Origin of the sequence: Mycobacterium kiyosense, assembly GCA_021654635.1 — a bacterium.
Taxonomy (GTDB): Bacteria; Actinomycetota; Actinomycetes; order Mycobacteriales; family Mycobacteriaceae; genus Mycobacterium; species Mycobacterium kiyosense.
Genome location: AP025179.1, coordinates 6190939 through 6212573, shown reverse-complemented (window position 1 = coordinate 6212573; position 21635 = coordinate 6190939). Strand labels below are relative to the sequence as shown.

The following is a 21635-nucleotide window of genomic DNA, read 5'->3' as shown; positions in this document are numbered from 1 at the left end:
GGAGCTTGCCGTGCATGCTGCCGTTGTCACCAGCTTCGATGCCCCGCCGGGCTACCTCGAGGTGCCCGACCCCGTGCCCAAGCGCGACGGCGAAATAGTCGTCGACGTCGTCGCAGCGGGGCTGCACCAGCTGGTCCGCGCCAAAGCGGCCGGCCTGCACTACAGCAGCACCGCGGTGCTGCCGCAGGTGGCCGGCGCCGACGGTGTCGCGCGGATGCCGGACGGCTCGCTGCGCTATTTCGTGGCCGACGGGGCGATGGCCCAGCGGGCGGTGATCGACCCGCGCCGCAGCTTCGAACTGCCCGCCGGCGCCGACGCCGTCCAGGTCGCGGCCGCGACGAACCCGGCCATGTCGGCATGGATGGCGCTGCGCCGACGCAGCGCCTTCGCCGCCGGGAACAGCGTGTTGGTGCTCGGCGCCACCGGGTCCTCGGGCCTGATGGCCGTGCAGGTCGCCAAGCTGCTGGGTGCGAGCCGGGTGGTCGGGGCGGGCCGCAACCCGGACCGGCTCGCCGAGGCCGCCCGGCTGGGCGCCGACGCCACCATTGCGCTCGGCGCCGAACGGTCCGCCGCCGACATCGCCGCCGCCGCGGACTCCGTCGACGTCGTGCTGGACTACCTGTGGGGAGAGGTCGCCGCGCAGGTCATGACCGCGCTTGCCGTCCACCGAGCCGACCCCGACCAGCCGCTGCGGTGGGTCCAGATCGGCGGGATGGCCGGCACCGAGGCCGCCGTTGCGGCGGCAGTGCTGCGCAAGCGGCCGTTTGAGATTGTCGGCAGCGGGTTCGGCTCCATACCGGACGCCGATTTCCTAGCGGAGTTGCCCGAGCTGATCACGCCGGTCTGCTCCGGTGCGTTGCAGATCGCGGCCCGCCCCGTCCCACTCAGCGAGGTTGAGCGGAACTGGGCCGACACCGGCGCCGGCCCGCGGACCGTGTTCCTGCCTAGGGCTTGATGCGGATCTGCCCCGGTGACCAGAGTCCGCTGCGAGTGGCCTCGCCCAGATCCAGCCGGGCGGGCGGGGCGTCGACCAGCGTGTCGAACTTGCGCAGCGACCCCCAATCCCGCGCCCAGTCCCGCGACAGGTACGTGGCCATCACGTGCGCACGCAGCAGCAGGTCGGTGATCCCGAGCAGGCCGCCGTTGACGCCGTCCTCCCAAGTGTCGGTGTCCAGCTTCTTGGCCGAGTAGTCCGGTGTGATGCGGAACCGCGGGATCTCGGTGACGCCGTTGGTGTGCAGCATCGGCCGCTGGCACGGGAAGGCCAGCCCGACCGCCCAGTCCAGCAGCACCGGCTGAGTGGACCCGACGTACTCCTGCAGCGACCGCAGTTCGGGCACCCGCGGCGGGGTGATCGCGATCCAGTCCTCCGGCGTCAGCGACAAGTCTTCGGCCACCACCCGCACGGCGACGGCGTCGGCCGGCATCTTGTCGCGAGCGAACCGTAGGTTGCGCCACGCCTTGGGCTGTTCCCCGTACAGGTCGTCGGGGATCAAGCGCCCGGCGGGCACCAGCGGACCGGCGCCGGGCCGGGCGTACTCCAATACCACCGTCTGGCCGGTGGTGTAGTGGTGCAGCACGCTGTTGCCGGTGATCTTGCCCGCCGCGGTGATCACCACCAGCGGATGCCCGTCGTCGGCCTTGGGCAGCGTGTACCAGGCCGAGGCCAGCCGGCTCTGTTGCTGGGCGCCGGTGGTGTAGGTGCCGGCCAGCGGCACCCGCGCCGGGTCGAGCTGATACGGCAGCGGCACCGTCGATCCGTTGACGCCAGGGGCTTTCAGCTTGGTCGGCGCATCCCAGTCGTAGTCGGTGCCGGGCTGGTTCGGCTTCATCACCATCGCCTCGGCGACGGTGTGCTCCGGCACCCCGTTCGGGGAGAAGCCGACCGGGTTGGACCCGCCCAGCGGACCGAGCGGACCGTAGTCGCCCGGCAGTGGCGCCATGAAGCCGTCGTTGGGGTCCGGCTCGACCAGCACGTCGTCGGCCAGGCCGCAGCCGCCGGTGAACGCCCGCAGGTTCGACCAGCCATTGGAGTAGGTGGGGTACTGCCGCACGATGCCGATCCCCATCGAGGCGACGAAAACCAGCGCCATGAACCCGGCCGCCAGCGCCACCGGCGCCGTGGTGAGCCAGGTGGTGATCCGCCCCTCCCCGCTGCCGCGCGGGGCGAAGTGCAGCCACGCGGCGTACACCGCAGCCAGCGTGAACAGCACGAAAAACATTGTGCTGACCGTGATTCCGGCGATCTTGGGCATCGTGCTGTTGAACGGCACCCCGTAGCTGGACACGTACCACCAGCCGTTGGTGGTGGCGAAGCACAGGGCCACCACAAACAACACCGCCGCCAGGAAAGCCATCCGGTTGCGCGACCAGCGCAGCACCGCCGGCGACACCAGCACCGTGGTCAACGCGGCCATCGCGGCGCCCACCGCGGCGAACAGGCCGAAGTGGTGCACCCACTTGGTGGGGGCGAACATCAGGAAGAACATGGTGCCGAATATGACGCCCATCAGCCGCCACGCGGGCCCGCGGGCCACGCCGGGAATCCGCTTGCGCCGCAACATGATGAACACCCCGGTGAAAAGGCACAACGCGGCGATCAAGAATCCGAACCGGCGCGACAGCGATCCGTCGACGGTGGGTAGGAACAGGTAGTAGTAGCGCAGGTTCTCGGTGTACCAGGCCTGGCTGGGCCCGATCTTGCTGCGAACTCTGGTGGCCTCCAACACCGTCGACAACGTCTGGTCGGCGAACACCACGGTCAGGATCACCGTGCCGGCGGCCAGCAACGGCGACAGCAGCGGCAGCGTGCCGCCGACCATGCGACGGCGTTTGACCAGGATCCGCAGGATCGGGCGGCCACCGGCCACCAGCGCGGCCACCGCGATCAGGCCGGTCGGCTGCACACCCAGGGTGAACGCCGCGGTGATGATGGCCAGCGCCGCCGGCGTCAGGCGGCTGTAGCGCATCGACCGCTCGATCAGCACGTAGGTCACCAGCGAGCCGAGCGCGATGATCCCCTCGGGCCGCAGCCCGTTGTTGAACGGCATCCACGCGGTCAGCAGCACCATCGCCGCGGCCCAGTTGGCGGGCTTGCTGGCCGTCACTGCGGGGCCGAGTCGGGGCAGCACCTCCCGCGACAGCAGCAACCAGCACACCAGCCCGGCGAACAGGTCGGGCAGCCGCATCCAGATGCTGGCGTCGCTGACGTGGGTCATCAGGGCCAGCAGGTTGTAGTACCAGCCGAACGGGTCCTCGGGACTGCCGAACCAGCGGAAGTAGTTGGACATGTAGCCGGCGTGGTCGGCCACCCGCGCCATGCCCAGGATGTAGCCGTCGTCCGACGAGTTGGCCCCGATCACGTGCCAGAGCAGGAACGCGACGATCATCACGCCGTCCAGCAGGGTGAATTTGCGCCAGTTGGCCGGGATCCAGCGCCGCATCCGGTGACCGTCGAGCTGGTCGAGCCGCCACAGCGCGATCAGGGCGATGGCGGTGGACACGATCGCGCCGACCATGGCCAGCAGCTTCAGCGTGGTCGGGGTGGTGGAGAAGCGGGTGTCTACGGTCGCCGAGAGCTTGAGCTGGGGCGGTGCGGGCCCGGTGAGGTCGGTGAACACCCCGACGATCTGCGGGCGCAGGTTGGGGTCGGGGAAGCCGCTGCGTAGCGGGGCGCCACGGGGGTCCTTGAGCCCGACGAATTCGGCGAAGGTGCCGGCATGGGTGGAGGTGACGTCGATGCGTTCGCAGTTCGGGGAGCGCATCAGTTCACGCGGCACCGACAGGATCACCACGTTGCGGTCGGTGACGTCGACGCGCTTGGCGCTGACGACGACGAACAGCGCGTTGAGGTTGGCGTCCTTGCCTTGCTTGGGTGCGGTGCCCAAGATGACGCCGCCGTCGGCGGGCATGTCCCGTTCGATGCTGCACGGCACCGACGCCTTGAAGTCCACCGGTGTCAGTGAGATCAGCGGCGAGGTCACGCTGTTCAGCTGGCCGTTCTGCGGCCAGTTCAGCATGGCGGTGGTCTGCACGACCGGCAGCAGCGGCGTGGCGACAGACAGCAGGAATCCGACCAGCCCAGCGATGGTGGCGACCCACCTCGTTGCGCGAGTAGACGCAAAGGCCCCCGGATCAGCGCCATCTAGGGGCCTTTTGCGACTGCTCGCGCCGGAAACCGCGCCGGTGTCCTCGCTGGTCGTCATGGCAGCGCCCGGATCGGTCCTTGCCGGCTCCAGCCGGGCACGGTCACCACGCCTTGGTTCACGGTTGCCTCCGGCGCTTTGTCGGCCGGCACCAGCCGGTGGTACTGCTCGACCGAACCCCAGTCGCGATACCAGTCGCCCGACAGGTACGTCGAGATCGTCGACGTCCACAGCAGGGCCTGGGTGAACATGAACGGCCCACCGGTGCCCGCCGACTGCCACAGGTTCGACGACACCGCGGTCTGCTTGTGGTCGGGCAGGATCCGGTACTGCGGCAGTTCGGCGATGCCGAGATGCTCGGTGAACGGCCGCTGGCACGGGAAGTTCGCGGCGGTCGCGATGTCCATCAGGACCGGGTTCTGCGACCCGATCAGCTGCTGCAGCGGCTCGAGCTCCGGTACCCGCGGCGGGGTGAAGGCGAACCACTGCTCGGAGCTCAGGTTCGGGTCGTAGGCGACGATGCGGGCCACGTTGGCCTCCGGCGGGGCCCACAGGAACGGGAACCGCAGGTTGCGCCACGCGGGTTGCGGACCGAGGTCGATCGGGAACACCTCGCCGAGCGGCGCAATGCTGCCGTCGGGTTTGGCCACACCCCACTGCAGTTTCAGCGACTGGCCGTACATGAAGTCGCCGTCCTCCTTGTAGGACCAGATGGCGCCCGCGGCCGAGACCACCACCAGCGGCCGGTCCGGTCGCCGCGGCGGCAACTGGTACCAGGCCGAGGTGGCCCGCGCGGCCAGGGCGTTCTCGCCGTAGCTGCCCATCACCGGTGTGCGGGCGGGGTCCAGCCCGAACGGCAGCGCCGCGTGCGAGCCGTTCACACCGACCGGGCCTTTGCCACCGGCGGTTCCGGCGGAGTCGGTGATGGCGGCGTTGGGCTTGTTGGGGGAGGCGTCTGAGTTGACCACGCCGGGTTTGCTGATGACGGGATCGGACTGCAGGTTCTCCCCGACGCCCTCGGGCTTGAAGCCGACCGGGTTGACGCCGCCGAGCGGGCCGTCCGGGCCGAACTGCTGACCCGGAACCGGTTGCAGCATCCCGGCATTGGAGTCGGGTTCGGCCAGCACGTCGTCGGCCATCGCGCAGCTGTTGGGTGACAGGCCGGATTCGATGGCGCGCAGGTTGGCCTTGCCCGTGGTGTACAGCGGGTAGCGGAACACCGCGCCCTTGGCCATCGAGCCGACCTCGCCCAGCACCATGATCACCGCCACCACCAGCAGGGGGGTGGAGGCCAGTACCCGGTTGCGCCGGTTGTTCTTGACCTCGGTGTGGCCGGCGTAGTCCATCCGGAAGTGGTACCAGGCGGCCAGAAGTCCGGTGAGGATCGACAGCATCAGGAACATCGACGTCACCGGGTGGCTGGCGACCACGGGCTGGATGTCGTACCAGGGGACACCGTAGTTGCCGACGTAGAACCAGCCGTTGATCCCGGAGGTGGCCCAGGCCAGCACGAACAGCAGCGCGGTGACGTAGAGCGCCAGGTTGCGTCGGCTGTGCAGGCCGATCCGGGCCACGCTGAAGCCGGTGACCGCGCCCAGCGCACCGGCCAGTCCGGCGAAGATGCCGAATTGGATCGCCCACTTGGTCGGGGTGAACGTCAGCAGCAGCAGGCCGATCGCGGTGGTACCGATCAGCCGCCAGGCCGGCCCGGTGGCCAGTCCGGGCACCCGGCCGCGGCGCAGCAGCACGAACAGCATCCCGAACATGCACAACAGCAGGATCAGCGCGGCGAACCGGCGCGCCATCGAGCCGTCGGCGTTGCTCTCCACGGTGAGGAAGTAGTAGCGCAGGAAATCCTGGTACCAGGCGATGGTCGGGCCGACCGTGTACTTGATGCGGGCCGATTCGGCGACGGTGGCCAGGGTCTGGGAGCGGAACACCACCACGAAGATGAGCGATCCCGACGCCGCCAGTACCGCGAGCGGCGCGAGCACCCCGTCGGTGGGGCGCCGGCGCCGGATCGTCTGGGCGATGGCGCGCGCGCCGGTCAGCAGCGGCGCGACCGCGATCAGTCCTTGCGGGGCCAGCGTCACGGTGAACACGGCGACGATGATGGCGACCGCCGCGGCGGCCAGCCTGGCCAGCGCGATCGAGCGCTCCACCATCATCCAGGTGGCCAGCACGCCCAGCGCGATCAGCGGTTCGGGACGCAGACCGTTGTTGAACGGCAGCCAGGCGGCCACGAACACCGCGCCCGCCGTCCACACCGCGACGCGGTTGGCCGCCAGGCCATTGACTCCCGGACCCAGCCGGCGCAGTACGCAGCGGCTGATGATCAGCCAGCACGCGATCCCGGCCAGGGTGGCGGGCAGCCGCATCCATACGCCGGCCGTGCTCACCGCGGCCATCTTGGCCAGCACGCTCAGGTACCAGTCGAAGGGTGCGTCCGTAGTGCCGAAGTAGCGGTAGTAGTTGGCGACGTATCCGGCTTTGGGTGCGACCCGGGCGATGGTCAGGTTGTAGCCGTCGTCGGAGGAGATGGCGCCGATGACGTGCCAGCCCAGCAGCGTCGCGATCACTCCGGCATCGGCGAGCCAGGTGGCCAGGCCGACCCGCCAGATCCTGGATCGGTGCAGCCGGGGACGGTAGCGGGCCAGCCAGGCGATGGGCGATCGCCAGTTGCGCACTTGTTCGCCGCGGCTCAGCCGGTCCAGCGCTCCCAGCGCGCCGATGGCCACCAGGATCGCCAGTACGCCCAGGCCCATCGCGAGGGTCTTGAGGGTGGTGGGCGCGAGGATGAACCGGGTGTCGACGTCGACCCGTGCCGACAGCCCGGGCTGGGCGCGCACCTTCAGGTCGGTGAAGATGCCGCCGACCTGCGGCTTTTTCTCGGGCGAGAGCTTGCCGGCGGCGTTGGGGATGCCTTCGAAGTCCGCGCCGGCGCCACCCGCGTCGGCCCAGACGTGCAGCCGTTGGCAGGTGCCGGCTGCGATCGCGGCACGGGGTGCGGCCGCCGCCACTGTGTCGCGGAACGCGACGACCACGCTGTCCTTGTTCGCCCTGACGAACAGGCCGTGCTTGCCGGTTTCGAAGCCGTCGGTGGGCAGGGTGGACAGCACCAGGCCGCCGTCGGCGGGCAGGGTCGCGATCGCCGAGCACGGCAGGGAGATGTCCAGCGACCGCGGTGCCCCGGACACCAGTGGCGCGGTGATCTGGCTGATGTTGCCGTCCGCGTCGGCGCCCTGCGGCCAGAAGATGGTTGCGGTGGTCTGGCGCACCGGGAGCAGCGGGACCAGCAGGCACAACAGCAGGCCGGCGATCCCGGACACGACGGCTAGTAAGCGGGCGACCCGGTGGGATCGCTCATTACCGTCGGGGGACACGAGGCTCGATCGTAGGCGACGGGGTTAAGTCCGTTGAGGATGCGGGGCCGCGTAGCGGGCGCGAGGACGAGGCGGACAATTCGGGTTAAGTCCGTTGAGGATGCGGGGCCGCGTAGCGGGCGCGAGGACGAGGCGGACAATTCGGGTTAAGTCCGTTGAGGATGCGGGGCCGCGTAGCGGGCGCGAGGACGAGACGGGGTACGCATCCGGCACTCGATTGCCGAATATCGGGACAGCTTCGGGATGTCCGTCGGTAGAGACCAGTAGATGATCGACGATGACTGCCGTTGACGTGCAATTATCATTCGACATCCGGTGGTTGTCGTCCGGATGAATTCAACAGCACCGTGGGGGCCGATGTGGGCAGGAGCGAATATCGTTTCGCGACGCAGGCGCTGCGCGAAGGACGCTTGGTGCGCGCGTTCGGCGCGGTCGCCGCGGCGTGCTGCTTCGGTTTGACGGCGCTGCTTATCGCGGTCCAGTTTCACCCGAGCGGCCCGGCGGGGCCAGTGGCCCGCTGGGTCCAGATCGGAATCGCCTGCACCGGCGTCATCTACGGAATGGTGTGGTTGCTCGGCCCATGGCCGAGGTACCGCTACGCGCTGGCCTTCGTCGTGTGGGGAGATGTCGGCATCGCCGCGACTGCCGCGACGATGGCGACGCCGGACTCGCGACTGTGCGCGACGTTGTATCTGGGCCTGGTCGGTGTGTTCGCCGCCTTCCTGCTGGGCGCGGAAACGATCTCCTGGCACTGCGCGTTCGGCGCCTTGGTGATCGTGGGCATCACCGCGTGGGCGGTGCTGGTCGACCACGCCAGTGCGTTCGGTTTGTTCATCTATTTCATGCCCGCGCTGACCTGGGTGGTCGCCGTGCCGCTGGCGGGCCTGGCGCTGATCGAAGGTGGTCGGCGCGCGATCCGGCGAACCGCCCGCTCCGCGCACTACGACCCGTTGACCAGGCTGCGCAACCGGCGCGGACTGAACGCCTCATTCGAGGTCGCGATCCGGCGGCAGCGGCCAGGCACTACCGTGGTCATCGCGGTGTGCGACATCGACCGGTTCAAGATGCTCAACGATGTCCACGGGCATCCGGTCGGCGATGCCGCCCTGATCGCGATGGCAGTCAAGCTACGGGCGATCGCGTGCCCCGAGGAGATCACCGCGCGCATCGGTGGCGACGAACTGGTGCTGGTGGTCTTTCGCAACGAGACGAACGGCTCAGGCGACCTGCTGAACCGACTGTCGGCGTTGACGTTCACCCGCATCGACACGGTCACGTTGACTGCGAGCATCGGCGTCGCTTCGCACTCCGTCGACGACCCGTACTTCTCCCTCGACGACCTGCTGCGGCAAGCCGATGCTGCTATGTACGAGGCGAAGCGGGCTGGCGGTGCAAACCTCAAAGTTCACCAACGCCACCGTTCGGAATCGACGGGCACCCCGGACAACGCGATGGCGTGATACGCGCTCAGCTCTTGCGCAGCGGCGCCGGATTCCACAGTCCGCTGCGGGTCACCGTGCCCAGCTCCAGTCGGGCCGGCACCGCGTCGGGGTAGTAGGGCGTAAAGCGTTGCAGCGCACCCCAATCCCGAGACCAATCGTCCTTCAGGTAGCTGGCCACCGTGGTCGCGTGCACCAGCAGTTCGGTGATGCCCAGCGGCCCGCCGCCGAGGTTGTCCATCACCGGTGAGTTGGCCTCGGCGCCGAAGCGGTCCGGCAGGATGCGCCACTTGGGCGGCTCGACCACACCGTTCTGATGGCCGAACGGGCGCTGACAGGGGAACGCCAGCCCCACCAGCCAATCGAGAAAGACGGGATCCTTGGAGCCCACCACGTCCTGCAAGGTCCGCAGTTTGGGAATCCGCGGCGGCGTCAGGCCGATCCAGTGCTGCGGCGCCAGGTCGTTGTCGTCGGCCACCAATCGGATCTGCGTCGCCGTGTCGGGGATCGCGGACAACGCAACCCGCAGGTTGCGCCACGCCGGGGATGCTCCGACGTCGGCGAACGACATTGCGCCGCTGTGTTTTCCGGCTGCCGCCTCGTCGTCGGTGGCCCACTGCACCTGGACCTCCCGCGCGTCGAACCGGCCGGCCGCGGTGACCACCAACAACGGTGTGTTCTTCCGCTCACCACTCGCGGGCAACCGGTACCAGCCGGACCGCAACATCGCCGGCACCTGGATGCCCGATCGCCAGCTCCCCAGCACCGGCACCCGAGCCGGATCCAGGTTGAACGGCAACCGGGCGCGCGAGCCGTTGATTCCGGGCGCAGCGGTGGTACCGCCTTCGGTGCCGGCCTCGGTGCCGGTGATCATTCCGTCGTCGTTGACGAAGCTGCGGTCACCGGGGCGCTCCATCACCGGGTCGGCGGACACGTCGGCGGGAATCCCGTTGGGCGTGAACGCTTCCGACAGTCCCGCACCCAGGGCCTCGCCCACCGGGGCGGACACCGGCGCCAGCATGCCCGCGTCGGGGTCAAGCTCGACCAGCACGTCCTCGGCCAGCCCGCAGGTCTTGCCGGTGAGCGCCTGTAGGTTGGACCGGCCCACCGACCACGCCGGGTATTGGGAGATCATCGCCATCGTCAGCGACGCGACCTCCATCAGCACCAGCAGCCAGGTGGCGATTGCCAACGGCGACTGCAGAATCCGGGTAATGCGGGCGCCGAAGCGCGTCTTGGGGGGCCCGTCGTCGTTGTCGGCGACGAAGTGGAACCAGGCGGCGATCAGCAGCACCACGACGGTGAGTTCGAGCAGGGCCGTGGTCAGCGACCACCGCCACTTCGGGAACGAATTCGACCAGGGCACACCGAAATTCGACACGTACCACCAGCCGTTGACGCTGGCGAACGACATCGCCATCACGAAGATCACCGCGGCCGCGAACACGGTGCGGTTGCGCCGGGACCGCATCGCCGCCTCCGTCACCGCCACCGCGGCCAGCGCGCCCAGCGAACCGGCCAGCCCGGCGAACACCCCGAAGTGGTGCGTCCACTTGGTGGGGGTGAACATCATCGCCAGGAACGAGATGATGGTGATGCCGATGATGCGGCGGCTCGGTCCGGCCGCGGTGCCCGGAATCCGCCCCTTGCGCAACGACATCGCCACCGCGACCGCCAGCGCGAGGAGCAATGCCAGCACCGCGAAGCGGCGCGCCACCGACCCGTCCGGGCTGGGCATGAACAACCGTTCGTAGCGGATGTGCTCGTCGAACCATTTCAGGCTGGGACCCACGGCCCGCTTGAGCATGCTCGCCTGCGCCTCGCCGGCCAGCGTCTGGTCGCGGAAGATCAGGATCGCGGTGACGGTGGCGGCGGCCAGGATCGGGGAGACCAGCGCCACGATGCCGAACCGTTTGGAGCGCCGGTGCAGGATGGTGCGCAGCGGGCCGATCGCGACCAGCAGCGCGCCGATGGAGGCGATGCCGGTCGGCCCGGAGAACAGCGTCAGGGCACCGATGATGCAGGCCATCGCGACCGGCAACAGCCGGCTGGTGGCCACGGCGCGTTCGATCGAGCACCAGGTCAGCAGGATGCCCAGGGCGATGATCGGCTCGGGACGCAGCCCGTTGTCCAGCGGCAGCCACACCGCCAGGAACATGCCCGCCGCCGTCCATGCCGCGGCGCGGCTCTTCTTGACGGCGTAACCCAGCCGCGGGATGACCTCCCGGCTGATCACCCACCAGCAGGTCAGCGCCATCGCCAGAGTGGGCAGTCGCATCCAGACGCTGGCGGTGCTGACGTGCGCCCACAGCGCCAGCAGGTCGTAGTACCAGCCGAACGGCGCCTCGGGGGTGCCGAACCAGCGGTAGTAGTTGGCCATGTATCCGGCGTGCTCGGACACCCGGGCCATGGTCAGGATGTAGCCGTCGTCGGAGGTGTTCGCGCCGACGAAGTGCCACCAGGTGAGCACCGCGATCACCAATGCGTCCAGCCCGCCGACCGACCACCAGCGCGACGGCAGGAACCGCCGGTGCCGGGTGCCGTCGGCGGTGTCCAGCACGTGCAGCGCGACCAGCGAGGCCGCCGTCAGCACCAGGCCGAGGATCATCGCGGCCATCTTCAGCGTGGTGGGGCTGCTGGAGTAGCGGCTGTCGACGGTCGCCGAGAAGCTCAGGCCCGGCGGCGCCGGCCCGGACAGGTCGGTGAACACGCCCACGATCTGCGGCCGGAAGTCGTAGCCGCTCTTCTCGCCGCGCAGCGGCTCCCCGGGGTGTTCGGTGGTGGGGCCCTGTTTGAGCCCGACGAATTCGCCGGTCACCCGGTCGGCGTGCGCGGTGAACGTCAGGCGCTGGCAGGACGGCCCCAGCACCTCGCTCATCGGGGCCGTGACCACCGGGACGTTGCGCACGATCAGCACCAGGTCCTCGTTGACCCGCTGCAACAGCAATCCGCGGTCGATGGCCTTCGGCGCCTGCTTGGGCACCGTGGACAGCAACACCGTCTTGGCCGCGTTCTGCGGTCCGGCCGGCCCGGCCGCGGCCTGACAGGGCACGCTGATGTTCAGGTCGGTGGCCACATAGGAGATCAGCGGCGCTTCGACGCTGCCGAAGGTGCCGTTCTGCGGCCAGTTGAGCTGGGCGGTGGTCTGCCGGACCGGCAGCAACGGCGTGGCCAGCGCAAGAATCGTCCCCAGCAGACCGGCGACGACGGCGACGAGCCGGGCGAGCCGGTAGTTAGCTCCCGCGTCGCTCACGGAGGTAGATGGTAATTCGTTGACCGCCTGGGGCGAGGCTTCGGTCGCCATCAGGCGCCCGGCTTGCGGACGGCCACCACGAAGGGGCCGATGGTCTCGACGGCGAAGCGCGGGTCGGCGAACAGGGCCGCCTTGAAGTCCACCGTGTAGCGCCGGACGTTGGGCTGGTTGGGGTAGACGTCCTCGGCCAGCCGCAGGGTGTAGGTGTTGTTCGCGCCGCGGCGCATCAGGAAGACGGTCGGCGGCGGCCACGGCAGGTTGTCCAGCGCGTGGATCAACTCGTCGGCGGTTTTGAGTTGCGTCCAGCTCTCGATCTGGGCGGCCCGCTTGTCGAACTGGGCCAGCGGGTTGGCGTAGTGCGACGTCAAGCCTTGGAAACCCCAGTACGGGTAGAACGACAGGAAGCTGTAGTCGGCGGTGAGCACCACGGTCTGGTCGCGGGGCCTGCCGGTCACCTTCCGGATGGCGGCGTCGACGGCCGGGTAGTACTTCTCCGAGCCGGGCGGACGCCGGTCGCCGCGTTGCCCGTCGCCGCCGGTGTCGGTGTAGGCGATGGTGAGGTCGGGTCGCAGCACGTCGGGAATGTCCTGGCTGAAGGCGATGGCACCGGTGAGGCCGACGGCCGCTGCCACCGGGAAGACGGCGCGGCTGCGCGGAACGAGTGCGTGGACGGCTTCGATGAAGCCGAACACTCCGGCGGCCACCAACAGCACGCTCAGCGTCGGCTGCAACCGGAACGACAACAGCGTGGTGCGCGCCAGCGTCGTCAGCATCGACAGCAGCGACCAGAGGTAGACGGCGGCCACACCGATGGCCAGCCCGCCGGCCCGTACCGACGAGCGCGCCCGGATCACCAGCCACAGCGTGCCGAGCAGGCAGATCGCGCCCAGCAGCGAGAACTGCAGCATCGGGAAGGTGAGCTGGGCGCCGTCGGCGGGCAGATAGTGGAAGGCGCTACCGGAATTGCTGATCGGGGAGCTCAAGGTTCGCAGCAGGTAGGGCAGCCAGGTGGTGGCGGCGATCGCCGCCGCGATGAGGCCGATGACCGCCAGCCGGCGCAGCGGATCCAGTGCCGCCGCGAAGCCGTGGGCCCGCCAGCGCGCCGCGGCCAGGCCGAGCGCCATCAATGTCACGGTGAACGCGCTGAAGCCGAACAGCAGCGTGTACCAGTTCGCCGCGAAGCCCAGAAACAATCCGGCGCCGACGATTGCCGCCCAGCCCGAACGCCCCACCGCGTTTTCGCCGACCGCCACGCTGGCGTGACGCTCGGCCTCGGCCGTCACGCTGGCGTGACGCCCCACCGCGTTTTCGCCGACCGCCACGCTGGCGTGACGCTCGGCCTCGGCCGTCACGCTGGCGTGACGCCCCACCGCGTTTTCGCCGACCGCCACGCTGGCGTGACGCTCGGCCTCGGCCGTCACGCTGGCGTGACGTTCGGCGAGGGGACTTGGTCGCGTGCCCGCCAGCAGACCCGACCACGTCAGCACGAACACCGGCGGCAGCAGCACCGTGATCATCGCGGCGTAGGGCTCCGGCGAGCTGTAGGCCAGCGTCACCGCGGCGGTCGCGGTGGTGACCAGCAGCGCGTACTCGAAGCGGATCAGCTGCCACCACAGCACCAGCGCCGCCGCAACGGCCACCGTGATCGAGGTGATCGCCCATGGCTTGAACATCTCCCAGGCCGGGGTCCCGGTCAGCGCCGCGGCGCGCCCGCCGATCCAGAACCAGCCCGGCGGGTAGAACGGCGGCAGCCCCTGATAGGTCATGTCGCGCAGGGCGGGGCTGTCGGCCAGGCGGGTCAGGTATTCGGTGCGGAACTGCTGGTCCACCGAGATGCCGAACAGATAAAGCTTGGTAGCCCCCAACGGCATGCCCAGGGTCACGACGGTGAACGCGGAGACGAACACCAGCCCACCCAGTTGGGCCAGCCGCCGCCAGCGACTGTGCCGCCACACCAGGCCGACGGCCAGCAGCCCGGCCAGGCAACCCACCTGGCCGACGGTGGTCAGCGCATGCAACTGGTTGGACGACGGGTAGGCCGGCCACTGGACCCGCGAGATCGCGGTCAGCGACACCACCGCGACCGCGGTGGCCACCAGTGCGGCCACCGCCATCTGGCCCAGCGTGGCCAGCGCGTTGCGCATGGTCAGATGGGCAGCCTGCGGAAGATCTTCCGCGGGACGTGTCGCAACACCATCATCACGTAACGGAATGTTGCTGGTGCCCAAACCAATTCCTTACCTTTGGCGGCCGCGGTCACCGCGAGGTCGGCTACGTACTCCTTGTCGACGGTCAGCGGGGCTTCTTTGGCGCCGGTCGCCTTCCAGTGCGCGATCGTCGTCGAGGTGCGGACCTGGCCGGGCCGGATCACCAGCACGTGAACCCCGAACTCGCGCAGCGCCTCCCCGAGCCCGAGGTAGAAGCCGTCCAGACCGGCCTTGGTGGAACCGTAGACGAAGTTGGACCGCCGCACCCGTTCACCCGCGGCGCTGCTCATCGCGATGATCTGGCCGAAGCCCTGGGCGCGCATCTTCTCGCCCAGCAGCACGCCCACCGAAACCGCTGCGGTGTAATTGATTTCGGCCGCCTGCACGGCCTTACGCTGGTTCTGCCACAGCTCCTCGGCGTCACCGAGGACACCGAACGCGACGATAGCGACGTCGATGTCGCCGCCGGCGAAGGCTTGTTCGATCACCGCCGGGTGGGCGTCGGACCGGAGGGCGTCGAAGTCGATCCACTCGACGGTCTTGGCGCCGGCGGCCTGCATGGCGGCGATCGCATCGGCCTTGCGGGGGTGGTCGGGTAAGTCGGCCAGCACGATTCGAGCGCGGGCGTTCTGCAAGTACCGCTCGCAGATGGCCAGCCCGATCTCGGAAGTGCCTCCGAGTAACAGGATGGACTGAGGATTACCGACAGCGTCCAGCACCATCTAGAGCAGCTCCAAACGTCGGGCCATGTCGGAGGCGAACACCCCGGCGGGATCTACCTTGCGGCGCAAGGCGATCCACTCGTCTATGCGCGGATACATGGCGTGGAAATTCTCGGCACTGACCCGAGAGTCCTTGGCGGTGTAGACGCGGCCACCGAACTGCAGGACTCGTCGATCGAGTTCGTTGAGGAACTCGTTGACGCCGGCCTTGACCGGGAAGTCCATCGCGACATTCCAACCGGCCATCGGGAAGCTCAGCGGCGCAACGTTTCCCGGGCCGAAAAGCTTGAAGACGTTGAGGGCCGAATAGTGGCCTTGGGTCTGGATCCATCGGATGATGGCCTTGAATTCGTCCATCGCGTCCGGCGGGACCAGGAACTGATGCTGGGCGAAACCGGCTGGGCCGTAAGCATAATTCCATCCGCTGACCAGGTCGAGCATGTGGTAGAACTGGGACAGATTCATGATCTTGCCGGTGTAGTTACCACCCAGCCGGTAGTAGACCTCGCCGATCGCCATGAACGACAACTTGTTCATCGCGCTGACGGGAAATGCGTTGGGCACCTTCAACAGTTGCGGCGCATCGAATTTGAGCGGGTTCTTGGCCAGCTTGTCGGGCAGCTGGTCCAGTCGCGCCAGGCTGCCGCGGCTGACCGAGGCGCGCCCCAGTTTCGGTGGCGGGCTGATCAGGTCGAACCAGGCACTGGAGTAGGTGTACTTTTCCTCGCTGCCGTCGAGGTGGACGGCGACGGTTTCGTCGAGATCGTGGGTGGCGACGCCGTCGGCGATGAAGTACGCCGTCTCGGTAGGGGTCATCGCGATGGTGGCGCGCAGCACGATGCCGGTCAGCCCGTTGCCCCCGACGGTGGCCCAGAACAGTTCGGCATCTTCGCCGTCGGGGGTGATGGTGCGCACCGAGCCGTCGGCCAGCAGCAGGTCCATCGACCGGACGTGGTTGCCGAAGCTGCCCGCGCTGTGGTGGTTTTTGCCGTGGATGTCGCAGCCGATCGCGCCGCCGACGGTGACCTGGCGGGTGCCCGGCAGCACCGGCACCCACAACCCGAACGGCAGCGCCGCCTTCATCAGCTGATCGAGGCTCACCCCGCTGTCGACGTCGGCCAGGCAGGTCTGGGCGCTGATCGAATGAATGCGGTTCAGCGGCGTCATGTCGATCACCAGGCCGCCGCCGTTCTGGGCGTTGTCGCCGTACGAGCGCCCCAGACCGCGGGCGATCACGCCCCGGCCGGGGGAGTCGGCCACCTGGGCCACCGCCTTGGCGATCACCTCGACGTCGGGGGTGGACAACACCTGGGCCACCGATGGGGCGGTCCGGCCGAAGCCCATGAGCCGGGTCGGGGTGGTCGGAATATCAGCGCTGAACATCGTCAAAGAGGGTACCGCCTCCTGGCAGCGGCTCAGCGGACGCGGAAGATCACGGTTCGCTGCACGACGAAATTGATCACCGTGGCCACGCCCTGCGCGATCACGAATGCGACGGGGATGGCCCAGCTGCGGTAGTGCAGCAACGCCAGGGACAGGTGGTTGAGGCCCACCTGGACGGCGAAGGTGACTCCGTAGAGCGCCATGACGGCGGCGAACCGGGCGCGACTCGGCGCCGCCTGGAACGTCCAGCGCCGGTTGATTAGGTAGGCGGTGATGGTGCCGATGACGACGCTGATGAACTTCGACAGGTCGACCTGCAGGCTCGCACCCTTGTAGAGCGCCACGTACACGCTGAAGTCCACGATGGCGGCGAACCCGCCGGTGATCAGGAAGCGCAGTGCCTGGGTGGTCAGGTGCAGGTGCTGGTGCTGATCCTGATCGGCGGGCGCGGCATCGGGCTCGGGCGGGATCATCGCGTCAAAGTACCGCGTCGAAGTTAGGAGGGCAGCTTCACCGAGATCAGCTCGACCTGCGCCGGTCCCTGCGGGGTCGAATAGGTCACGGTGTCGCCGGCCTGATGTCCGGCCAGCGCCTGGCCCAGCGGGCTGCGGGCGGTCAGCGTCTCGGACTCGTGGCCCACCGGGGTTTCCTCGACGATGGAGATCACGTGCATGGTGACCACCTCGCCGTCGGCGAACCGCAGCGTCACCTCGGTGCCGCCGGGCAGCTCGTCCTCGGAGGCCTCCGTGCCGGCCGGGCCGGCCTTCAACCGTCGGTCCAGCTCGTTGATGCGTTCGGCGAGCACGGCAAGTTCGTCGGCGCGCTGGATGGCCTCGGCGGCGTCGCCGTGGTCGCCGACCATGCCCCGGTCGTTCTTGACCTCGACCTCCAGCCGGTCGTGCCGCTGCTTGAGCCGCTCCAGCTCGGCGGCGAGGTTCTCCCGCGCTGCAGCCGCCAAGTCCGTTGCCTGGGCTTCCTCGCTCACCTGCGCCGACCTTTCCTGGGGCCATCGAACCGGATTCGTGGCTTACAGTGATACACCACAACGAACCCGGCCGTCACGGGTATTTCGTCCTCGTTTACCCCGGCGTAAGCGACCTCAAAGCACTTTCACGTGGCGTCTTTGCTGTTGAAAGGGACAACCTCGCCCGCGTCCTCGTCGTACTGGCCCAGCCCGTTGCGCACCGCGTCGAAAATCGCCAGGCCTTGCGAGACCAGTCCGCTGGTCACCTGGCTGATGCCCTCGGCGCCGTTGAGCACGGTCAAGTTGGAGCCGGCCAGGCCGCGCGCCGCCTTGTCCACGATTTCGGGCAGTTGGTCGATGATCATCCGGTCCAGCGCGACGCGGTTGTGCGACGCCGCCGCCTCGGCCTGGATGCGCATCTTCTCGGCGTCGGCGACGGCCAGGATCCGGACCCGCTCGGCTTCGGCTTCGGCGGGCTTGACCACCTCGGCGACCAGTTCCTGCTGGCGCAGTTCGGCAGCCCGCTCGGCCAGTTCGGTGCGCATTGCCAGCACCTCGCGCTGCGCCTCCGCCTCGGCCAGCGGGCCGGCCTGCGCGGCTTCCGCCTGGGCCTTGTCGACCTCGGCCTTGTACTGCGCCTTGACTATCGCGGTCTCCCGGGCGAATTCGGCCTGCTTGCGTTGCGACTCCTGTTCGGCTTCGGCGGCCTTCTGGTTGGCCTGGGCCTGGGCGATCTGCGCCTGCTGCTGCACGGCCGCGTTGTGCGGCGCCGACATCGCCTTGATGTAGCCCAGCCCGTCGTCGTCGATGGACTGGATCTGCAGCGCATCGACGCTCAGGCCGATGCGGGCCATTTCTTCCTTGGAGCCGTCGAGTACCTCGGTGGCCAGCTTCTGACGTTCCCGGATGATCTGCTCGACGGTCATCGAGCCGATGATCGAGCGCAGATGGCCGGCGAAGATCCGCCCGGTGAGCACCTGCATCTGATCCTGTTCGGACAGGAAGCGCTGCGCCGCGGCGATGATGCTCTCCGGGTCGTTGCCGACCTTGAACGCGATGACGGCCCGCACATTGAGCGTGATGCCCTGCTGGGTGACGCACTTCTCGGCGACCTCGGCCTCGCACATGGCCAGCGTCAGGAACGCGGCCTTGCGGAAGAACGGCACCACGAACGCGCCATGGCCGGTGACGACCCGGAAGGGCGCGTTGCCCTTTTGCTTTGCCGCCCGAGATCAGCATCGCCTCGTCCGGAGCGGGACCCTGTAACCGAGCATTGTTGTACTCCTTGTGTTTTCGTTTCTGACTAAGAGTGTGTTGGGTCGTGCCAAGGTTCGACGAAGACCGTTCGGGGACCGTGGGTTTGGACCACCAGCACCGTGGTCCCTTTCGCCAGCGGTCGGTCGGAGCGGGCCAGGAACGCCTCTTTGGTGCCGCGTACCGTCAGCAAGACCTCGCCGGCACCATCCGCGCCGCGGGTCGGCACTATCACGGTCCCCACGCAACCGATGACCGAGGCGCTCACGATCGCATGATGCTCCTTCGGGGTGCTCGGAGTCGAGTCGCGGCAGGTTTCGATCCGTCCCCGCGGGCGCCGCCGAGAGTCACCCCTCACCTATCCGGACGAGTTCCTGCCTTGTCCGGGTGAGGAATTCGCGCTGCAACTCGACGTTGTGCCGCAGTGCGCCGTAGAACGCCAGGGTGCTGGCGGGCCCGGCCGTACGGGTGCCGCCGGCCGCCGCAGCGCAGGCGTAGGCACCCTCCACCAGCACGCCCACCCCCTCGTGGGGCGAGTTGGTGGTGCAGCCAGAGACCGATCCGGGTGGTCATCGGTTGCTGGATCTGGATGCCGCCCGAGCAGGCTGCTACAGCTCGCTCGAATTCTGGTTGTCTGAACCGCTTTTCACCGGGGAGGTAACCGATGTGCACCGCGCCGTGAAACGGCAGCAGGTGCTCCTCCTCGCAGAGCGACTGAAAGCGGATCGGCCGCAATAGTTCGAGTGCGGTCCGGCGGCCGACGGGGAACTGCAGGACCGTGGCGACCGCCAGCGCGGAGCCGTTGTCGTGGCGAAGCATGGGACCCAGCCTCGGGCCGGATCCTGGAGAAATTCTCGACGGATCCTCAAAGGATTCTTGGCGGATCCTTGATACGGGCAGGTGCTACCCGTGCGCGCCGTTGCCGCCCTGGCTGCCCGACGAACCGGCTCCACCCAGTGCGCCGCCGGATCCGGCCGAGCCCAGCACGCCGCCGGTGCCGCCGCTGCCGGCACTGCCCGCCGTTCCGGCCGCCCCACCGTCACCACCGTCGCCGCCGTCGGCTGACGCACCGGCGACGCCACCGGTGCCGCCCGAGTTGCCGCCATGACCGCCGGTGCCGCCGATCCCGCCGGTGCCGCCGTCGCCGGCCGATCCGCCGGCCCCGCCGGTGCCGCCGTGGCCCGAGAGCAACCCGCCGGCGCCGCCGTTGCCGCCGGCCCCGCCGGTGCCGCCGGTGCCGCCGGTGCCGCCGGTGCCGCCCCGGCCCGCGTCGCCACCGTCGCCGGCGTCCACGCTGTTGCTGGTGCCGCCGTTGCCCCCGTTACCACCGGTGCCACCGATGGCCCCGTGCCCGCCAGTGCCTCCCGTTCCTCCCGCGCCGCCGTTGCCGCCATCGCCGAACAAGAGTCCGCCACGGCCACCGTTGCCGCCGGCTCCGCCGCTGCCGCCGGTTCCGCCGGTGGTGCCGATGCCCCCGTCACCGCCCTTGCCGCCGTTGCCGCCGTACGCGGTGTTGTTGTCGTACTGCCAGGTGGAGGTGGTTGCGTTACCGCCGGCTCCGCCGGTCCCGCCGCTGCCGCCATCGCTCCCGCCGGCAGCACCGTTGCCGCCGTTCCCGGCCGTGGCAGTAATCGAATTGGGTGGCTCGTGGTATTGCTGCTGACGGCGGTCGCATTCCCGCCGGCTCCGCCGGTCCCGCCGGCGCCGCCGGTTCCGGCGGTACCGCCGGCGCCCCTGGCCGCCGTCGGCACGGACGTAAGCCCCGACGGGATCGGTGTTGGTGGCCGATGCGTTGCCGCCCTGCCCGCCGGTGCCGCCGGCCCACCCCGTACCACCGGTGCCGCCCCGCTGCCCGTCGGCGCCGAAAGCTCGGGTGTCGGATTGACCATCTGACACGGTTTGCGACGCGCCCGCGGTCCCGGCGCCTGCCGAAGCGCCGTTGCTGCCGGGATTGACTCCGTCTGCCCCGGCCAGGCCATGGCCGCCGGCCCCGCCGGATCCGCCGTTGCCCCACAACCCGGCCGCACCACCGTCGCCGCCGGCGCCGGCATGACCACCGTTGACAGCTGCCGCCGCATTGCCTCCGACGCCGCCCGCGCCGCCGTTGCCGAACAGCAGCGCGTTGCCGCCGATGCCGCCGGCCGCGCCGGTGCCGCCCGTACCGCCGGTGCCACCGCTGCCGAACAGCAGGCCGCCGTTGCCGCCGTTGCCGCCGACCGCTCCGGCGCCGCCGGTGCCGCCGTTACCGCCCCGACCCAGCAGGCCCGCCGAACCGCCCGCGCCACCGGCCTGGCCGGTCGCACCGGCAGCTCCGTTGCCGCCGTTGCCGATCAACAACCCGCCCGCGCCGCCGGCCTGGCCCGGCGAACTGCCGTCGGTGCCGTTGCCGACCAGCGGGCGGCCCAGCAACGCCCGGGTCGGGGCGTTGATCACGTCGAGCACAGTGTGTTCGGCTGTCTGCAGCGGCGCCGCGTTGGCCGCCTCGGCCGAGGCGTAGGAGCTTCCGGCAGCGTTCAGGGCCTGCAGGAACTGCTCGTGAAAGGTGGCCGCCTGGGCGCTGATCGCCTGGTAGCTCTGAGCATGCTGCTCGAAGAGTGCGGCGATCTGCGTGGACACCTCGTCGGCGGCCGCGGCCAGCACCGTGGTGGTCGGGTGCGCCGCTGCGGTACTGGCGGCACGTACGGCCGAACCGATCTCGGCCACCGTGCCGGCCGCCGAGGCCAATGCTTCCGGGACAGCGACTAAATAGGACAACTGCAGCTCCCATCCGACTCGTATTGCCCACCGTGCAACACGTGGCCGCAGCGTAATCGCCACGGCGACAACATGTTCGGGGTATTCGGAAAGCGGATATTCTTCGGCATTTTCCGGCTACCGGAATAAAC

At 69.2% G+C, this 21635-nt stretch carries 12 protein-coding genes and 3 pseudogenes; 2 read left to right on the top strand and 13 right to left on the bottom strand.

Annotated elements, in window-relative coordinates:
* The first annotated feature begins 10 nt into the window (after positions 1-10).
* On the top strand, positions 11-955 hold the full coding sequence (locus L6444_RS29420; RefSeq protein ID WP_236979064.1) for a zinc-binding dehydrogenase: 945 nt from the start codon (positions 11-13) through the stop codon (positions 953-955).
* On the opposite strand, the gene embB is transcribed toward L6444_RS29420, so the two are convergent.
* Together embB and L6444_RS29410 are read right to left on the bottom strand one after the other, a co-directional pair.
* Positions 945-4205, bottom strand: coding sequence for an arabinosyltransferase EmbB (embB, locus tag L6444_RS29415; protein WP_236979063.1), 3261 nt, complete (start codon positions 4203-4205; stop codon positions 945-947). The genes L6444_RS29420 and embB overlap by 11 nt on opposite strands.
* The gene (locus tag L6444_RS29410; protein WP_236979055.1) at positions 4202-7528 is read right to left on the bottom strand and encodes an arabinosyltransferase domain-containing protein; all 3327 of its coding nucleotides are present in this window, start codon (positions 7526-7528) and stop codon (positions 4202-4204) included. Before L6444_RS29410 ends, embB begins: the two co-directional genes overlap by 4 nt.
* A 413-nt stretch (positions 7529-7941) precedes the next feature.
* Between L6444_RS29410 and L6444_RS29405 the strand changes: the two genes are divergently transcribed.
* Positions 7942-8988, top strand: coding sequence for a GGDEF domain-containing protein (locus tag L6444_RS29405; RefSeq protein WP_236979053.1), 1047 nt, complete (start codon positions 7942-7944; stop codon positions 8986-8988).
* Between the two features lie 7 nt (positions 8989-8995).
* Here L6444_RS29405 and L6444_RS29400 read toward each other — a convergent pair whose 3' ends face one another.
* The 11 genes and pseudogenes from L6444_RS29400 to L6444_RS29355 all read right to left on the bottom strand — a co-directional run bounded on the left by L6444_RS29400 (position 8996) and on the right by L6444_RS29355 (position 21504).
* Entirely contained in the window at positions 8996-12271 is a 3276-nt protein-coding gene (locus tag L6444_RS29400) for an arabinosyltransferase domain-containing protein (RefSeq protein WP_236979046.1), read from the bottom strand.
* Complete coding sequence (locus L6444_RS29395) at positions 12271-14364, bottom strand: galactan 5-O-arabinofuranosyltransferase (protein ID WP_236979044.1); 2094 nt, start codon at positions 14362-14364, stop codon at positions 12271-12273. Before L6444_RS29395 ends, L6444_RS29400 begins: the two co-directional genes overlap by 1 nt.
* Positions 14365-14366: 2 nt before the next feature.
* Positions 14367-15149 (bottom strand): decaprenylphospho-beta-D-erythro-pentofuranosid-2-ulose 2-reductase, encoded by a 783-nt coding sequence (locus L6444_RS29390; protein ID WP_236979042.1) that lies wholly within the window; start codon positions 15147-15149, stop codon positions 14367-14369.
* A complete protein-coding gene (locus L6444_RS29385) occupies positions 15150-16532 on the bottom strand; it encodes an FAD-binding oxidoreductase (protein ID WP_236979040.1) in 1383 nt (460 codons plus the stop codon).
* A gap of 32 nt (positions 16533-16564) precedes the next feature.
* Positions 16565-16930, bottom strand: coding sequence for a GtrA family protein (locus tag L6444_RS29380; RefSeq protein WP_236984505.1), 366 nt, complete (start codon positions 16928-16930; stop codon positions 16565-16567).
* A gap of 98 nt (positions 16931-17028) precedes the next feature.
* Positions 17029-17517: a GreA/GreB family elongation factor gene (locus L6444_RS29375; RefSeq protein ID WP_236979038.1), complete on the bottom strand. Its 489-nt coding sequence runs from the start codon at positions 17515-17517 to the stop codon at positions 17029-17031.
* A 125-nt stretch (positions 17518-17642) separates the two neighbouring features.
* Positions 17643-18770 (bottom strand): annotated as a pseudogene (locus L6444_RS29370) (SPFH domain-containing protein).
* 29 nt (positions 18771-18799) lie between these two features.
* Positions 18800-19018 carry a hypothetical protein gene (locus L6444_RS29365; protein ID WP_236979034.1) on the bottom strand — a complete coding sequence of 73 codons (219 nt, stop codon included), beginning with the start codon at positions 19016-19018 and terminating at the stop codon, positions 18800-18802.
* 79 nt (positions 19019-19097) lie between these two features.
* Complete coding sequence (locus L6444_RS29360; RefSeq protein ID WP_236979032.1) at positions 19098-19265, bottom strand: hypothetical protein; 168 nt, start codon at positions 19263-19265, stop codon at positions 19098-19100.
* 19 nt (positions 19266-19284) lie between these two features.
* A pseudogene (locus L6444_RS30945) lies at positions 19285-19569 on the bottom strand (GTP cyclohydrolase I); the annotation flags it as partial.
* A gap of 84 nt (positions 19570-19653) precedes the next feature.
* Positions 19654-21504: pseudogene (locus L6444_RS29355) on the bottom strand (PE family protein).
* Positions 21505-21635 lie beyond the last annotated feature (131 nt).